Annotated in this window: 2 protein-coding genes; both read right to left on the bottom strand. The window is 72.4% G+C overall.

From position 1 onward, the window contains the following. Positions 1–4,733 (bottom strand): beta-ketoacyl synthase N-terminal-like domain-containing protein (locus AB0C75_RS35790; RefSeq protein ID WP_362896708.1); only part of this gene is annotated, 4,733 nt, incomplete at its 3' end. 90 nt (positions 4,734–4,823) lie between these two features. Further along, positions 4,824–5,558 (bottom strand): beta-ketoacyl reductase (locus tag AB0C75_RS35785; RefSeq protein ID WP_362896706.1); only part of this gene is annotated, 735 nt, incomplete at its 5' end.

The following is a 5,558-nucleotide window of genomic DNA, read 5'->3' as shown; positions in this document are numbered from 1 at the left end:
GCGGCCGCATGCACCAACACCGACTCACCCGACCGCACACCCGCCACATCCACCAACGCGTAGAACGCCGTCACGAACGCCACCGGCACCGAAGCGGCCTCAACGAACGACCACCCCACCGGAACCCCCACCACCACCCGCTCATCCACCACGGTGAACGAGCCGAACCACTCGCCTCCCAGCCCCATGACCCGGTCGCCGACGGCCACGTTCGTCACGCCGGAGCCGATCTCGATGACCACGCCGGCACCTTCGCTGCCCATCAGCGCGTTCTCCGCGTCCGGATACGTACCCAAGGAGATGAGCACGTCGCGGAAGTTGACACCCGCTGCCCGGATCTCGACACGTACGTCGCGTTCACCGAGCGGCCGGGTCGCTGCCGTCGACGGGGCCGGGGCGAGTCCGTCGAGGGTGTCTCCCGGGGTGGTCCGTAGCTTCCAGGCACCTTCGGGCAGTTCCGGTGTATCCGGCACAGCGCCGAGCCGCGGGACGGAGATCTCACCTCGCCGGAGGGCCAGTTGGGGCTCGCCGGTGGCGAGGGCCGAGGGCAGGGCGGCGAGCGAGGCCGGGTCCTGGTCGAGGTCGGCCAGGACGAATCGGCCGGGGTGTTCCGACTGTGCGGATCGCACCAGGCCCCAGACGGGCGCGGCGGCCAGACCGGGCACGCCCTCGCCTTCTCCGGCGGCCACGGCTCCCCGCGTGACCAGCACCAGTTTGGCCCCGGCGCCGGCGAACGCCTCGTCGGCCAGCCAGAACTGCACGAGCTCCAGCGCGTGGGCTGCGGCGGCCAGGGCCTCCTGGGCCGTGTCCCTTTCGGCGTGGGAACGGTCGGTCGGGTCGTCCTGGGCGATGCCCGTCAGCACATACGCGGGCGTCGGGCACCGGCCGTCGGCCAGTTGCTCGGCGAGGGTGGTCAGATCGTCGTGGCGTGACACGGTCCCGTCGAGCGCGGAACCGAGGTCGTCCGGGCCGACGACCGCGAGGACCGGGGCCGCGGCGGGTCCCGCTTCGGCCGGCGGCACCTGTAGGGGGGTCCAGTTCACGCGGTGCAGCGTGCCCCCGTCGGCCGTGCCGCCCACACCGTCTCCGGTCGTCGCTCCGACGTCCCTCACGGGCCGGGTCACCAGGGACTCGGCCGATGCCACCGGCCGGCCGGCGTGGTCCGTCACGAGTACCGACATGCCACCTCCGGTGACCGGCGTCAGGCGGACGCGCAGGCTTGTGGCGCCGGTGGCGTACAGGGACACGCCGGTCCACAGAAACGGCAGTCCGACGGAGGTGAGATCGTCCGCGCGGGCGGGCCAGGCGTGCAGGGCTGCGTCCAGCAGCGCCGGGTGCAGACCGAAACCGTCGGCGGACCGACGCGCCTCGTCGGGCAGGGCGACCTCGGCGTAGGTCTCCTCTCCTCGGATCCAGACCGTTCCGAGCCCGCGGAAGGCGGGCCCGTAGGTCAGTCCGGCGCCGGCGAGTCGCTCGTACAACTCACTCGTGTCGATCCGGCGGGCGCCGTCGGCGGGGGGCCAGCTTTCGAGTCCGGTGGGTTCGGGGTGGTCGCCGGTGGCCGCGAGGGTGGCGCTGGCGTGCCGTGCCCAGACGCCCTCGGTGTCGCGGACGTACACGCCGACGGCCCGGCGGCCGTCGTCGTCCTCGGAACCGCCCACCGTGATCTGGACGCGCAGGGGGCCTCCGTCCGCGGGCAGCACGATGGGGGTTTCGATGCTGAGTTCTTCGAGCCGGTCGCAGTCGACGGCGTCGCCCGCACGCAACACGGTCTCGACTAGGGCCGTGCCCGGGACGATCGCCCGGCCCGCGACCGTGTGGTCGGCGAGCCACTGGTGGGTGTGCAGTGACCAGCGGCCGGTGAACAGGTGACCGTCGCAGTCGGGCAGGGGCACACCTGCGTCGAGCAGCGGATGCCCGACGGGTTCCATGCCGGTGCCGGCGGCGGCGACGGGTGTGGCCGAGTCGAGCCAGTGGCGGCGCCGCTGGAAGGCGTACGTCGGCAGGTCGACGCGATGCGCGCCGGTCGCGTCGAACACGCGGGCCCAGTCCACCGGTGTTCCGGCGACGTGGGCCTCGGCGAGGGACCTGAGCAGCCGGGCTTCGCCGGCGTCGCCGCGGCGCAGCGTCCCGACGACCGACACCTCGCTGCCGTGGTCCTCGGCGGTCCGCTCCACTCCGGGGGTGAGCACCGGATGGGGGCTGATCTCGACGAAGTGGCGGAATCCCGCTTCGAGCAGGACGCGCACCGTGTCCTCGAAGCGCACGAGGGAGCGGAGATTGCGGTACCAGTAGCCGGCGTCCAGCGTGGTCGTGTCGGTCTTCCGGGCGGTCACCGTGGAGTAGAACGGCACGTCGGAGGGGCGTGGCGACACTCCGGACGCGGCGTTCTCGACGCCGGCTCGGATCTCCTCCATGTGTGCCGAGTGGGAGGCGTAGCCGACCGGGATGCGGCGGGCCCGCACACCGTCGGCGTCGTACGCGGCGAGCAGTTCGTCCAGCGCGGCGCCGTCCCCGGAGACCACGACGTGCCCGGGTCCGTTGACCGCGGCGACGGACAGGGTGCCTCGGTGGGCGTCGACGACGCGGCGCACGTCGTCCTCCGGTGCCGTGACGGAGGCCATGCCGCCGCCGCGGCCGGCGAGCGCCGTCAGCGCCCGGCTGCGCAGGGCGACGACCCGTGCCCCGTCCTCCAGGGTCAGCGCGCCCGCCACCACCGCGGCGGCGATCTCGCCCTGCGAATGGCCCACGATCGCGGCCGGGCGGACGCCGTAGGACTCCCACACGGCGGCCAGCGACACCATCACGGCCCACAGCGCGGGCTGGACGACCTCCACACGCTCCAGCGCGGCTTCGTCCAGCAGTGCTTGCAGCAGGGGAACGTCGAGATGGGGCGCGAGCGCTGCGGCGCACTCGTCCATCCGGCGGGCGAAAACCGGTGAATCGTCCAGCAGTTCCACCGCCATGCCGGTCCATTGCGAGCCCTGCCCCGGGAAGACGAAGACGGGGCCGATGCCGTCGTGGACCGTGCCGGAGACGAGTTCGACGGGTTCATCGCCCGAGGCGTACTGCTTCAACAGGGGTGTGCCGTCGGTGCGCTCCGGGGTGAGGAGCACGGCCCGGTGGTCGAAGGCGCTACGGGCGGTGGCCAGGGTGAGGCCGATGTCGGCCGGTGACTGGGCGGGGTTCAGCTCGGTGTGGGCGGCGAGCCGCCCGGCCTGGTCGCGCAGTGCCGCCACGGACTTGGCGGAGAGGACCCAGGGCACCGAGGGGAGCGTCCGGGCAGCTCCCCCGGGGGCGGGAGTCTCCTCGTCGGCCGGGGTCTCCTCGTCAGCCGGAATCTCCTCGTCGGCCGGGGCCTCTTCGAGGATGACGTGGGCGTTGGTGCCACTGACACCGAACGACGAAACTCCGGCGCGACGCGGCCGTTCGCCTCGGGGCCAGGGGACGGACCGAGTAAGGAGGCGCAGGGTACCGTCGGACCAGTCGACATGCGGTGACGGCTCATCGGCGTGCAAGGTGCGGGGCAACTCCTGGTTGCGCAGGGCCAGTACTGTCTTCACGATGCCCGCGGCGCCGGCGGCGGCCTGGGTGTGCCCGATGTTCGACTTCACCGACCCCAGCCACAACGGCCGCCCCGCATCACGCCCCCGCCCGTACGTCGCCAGCAACGCCCCGGCCTCGATCGGATCCCCCAACCGCGTCCCCGTACCGTGCGCCTCCACCACGTCCACATCCGACGCGTCAAGACCCGCATCCGCCAACGCCGCACGGATCACCCGCTGCTGAGCAGGACCACTCGGAGCGGAGAGCCCACTGCTGGCGCCGTCCTGGTTGACGGCCGTGCCGCGGACGACGGCCAGGACGCGGTGTCCGTTGCGCCGGGCGTCGGAGAGCCGTTCGAGGCAGAGCATGCCGGCGCCCTCCGCCGGGCCGAAGCCGTCGGCGGCGGCGGAGAAGGGCTTGCACCGGCCGTCGGTGGCCAGGCCGCGCTGACGGCTGAACCCCATGAAAGTGCCCAGGGTGGGCATGACGGTGACGCCGCCGGTGAGGGCGAGGTCGCACTCGCCCTGGCGGAGCGAACGCACGGCCAGATGCAGCGCGACGAGCGAGGACGAGCAGGCCGTGTCCACGGTGACGGCCGGCCCCTGGAGCCCGAGCGTGTAGGCGATGCGACCGGAGACGACGCTGGTGGTGGTGCCGGTCATCAGGTGCCCTTCGAGGCCACCGGCGACGTCCAGGGGCGGCCCGTATCCGAGCGCGACGGCGCCGACGAACACGCCGGCGGTACGGCCCTTCAGGGAGGTGGGATCGATGCCCGCCCGTTCGACGGCTTCCCACGACGCTTCGAGGAGGAGGCGCTGCTGGGGGTCCATCGCCTCGGCCTCCCGCGGCGAGATCCCGAAGAAATCGGCGTCGAAGTCGCCCGCGTCGTGCAGGAACCCGCCTTCGCGGACATAGGTGCGTCCCGGTGCGTCCGGGTCGGCGTCGTAGAGGTCCTCGGTGTTCCAGCCCCGGTCGTCCGGGAACGGGGTGATGGCGTCGGCGCCGTCCCGGACGAGATGCCAGAGCTCCTCGGGAGTGGTGACGCCGCCGGGGAAGCGGCAGGCCATGCCGACGACGGCGACCGGTTCGTGGGCCGCGGCCTCGATCTCGCGCAGCCGTCCCCGGGTGTGGTGCAGATCGGCGGTCACCCGGCGCAGGTAGCCGAGCAGTTTGTCATCTTCCGGCATCAGGGCCTCACATGCTCTTGCTGCGGTGTCAGAGGGTCGTACGGCGCACGAACAGGCCGAGGGGAACGGTGGGACGTGTGCCGGTGGCGGTCAGTCCGAACCGAATTCCCGGTCGATGAAGTCGAAGAGCTCGTCGGCGTCGGCCGACTCCAGGCGGCCGGACACTTCATCGGCTCCGGTCTCGGAGACGGTTGCCGCAGCGGGGACGCCGTCCGTCCGCCGGTCCGGTGCGGCGTCCACCCCTGCGTCGCCGGTCCCGTCCGGTGCCAGCTCCTCCGCCAGGTACCGCGCGAGACGAGTGGCGTCGGGATGGTCGAAGACCAGGGTTGCGGGCAGAGGCAGACCGGTCTCGGTCCTGAGCCGGTTGCGCAGTTCGACGCCGGTGAGCGAGTCGATGCCGAGGTCCAGGAATCCCCGTTCGACGGGGATCGCGGTGGCCGATTCGTATCCCAGCACGGTCGCCGCGTGCTCCCGTACCGTCCTCAGCACGAGTCGGTCGCGTTCCGCGTCGCCCAGTCCCTCCAGTCGAGCGGGCAGCGGCGGGCCCTCCGATTGCCGATGTTCCTCGACCGGGGCAACGGTGCGGCGAAGGGGGCCCGGCCCGCGTGTGCGGTCACGCAGCATGGACCGTCCGGCACCTGCCTCCTCGGCCAGTGCCTGAGGGTCGAAGCGAGCGGCCACGAGCAGGCTGTCCGCCGATTGTGCGGCGGTGTCGAAGAGTCGCAGTCCGTCCTCGTTGGACATCGGCAGCACACCCATACGAAGCATCCGCGCCAGATCCGCCCGCTCCAGACCCCCCGTCATCACACTCCGCTCCTCCCACAA

Source organism: Streptomyces sp. NPDC048565 (assembly GCF_040650935.1).
Taxonomy (GTDB): Bacteria; Actinomycetota; Actinomycetes; order Streptomycetales; family Streptomycetaceae; genus Streptomyces.
The sequence above is the reverse complement of the archived record's forward strand: the minus strand, read 5'-3'. Positions and strand labels throughout refer to the sequence as shown.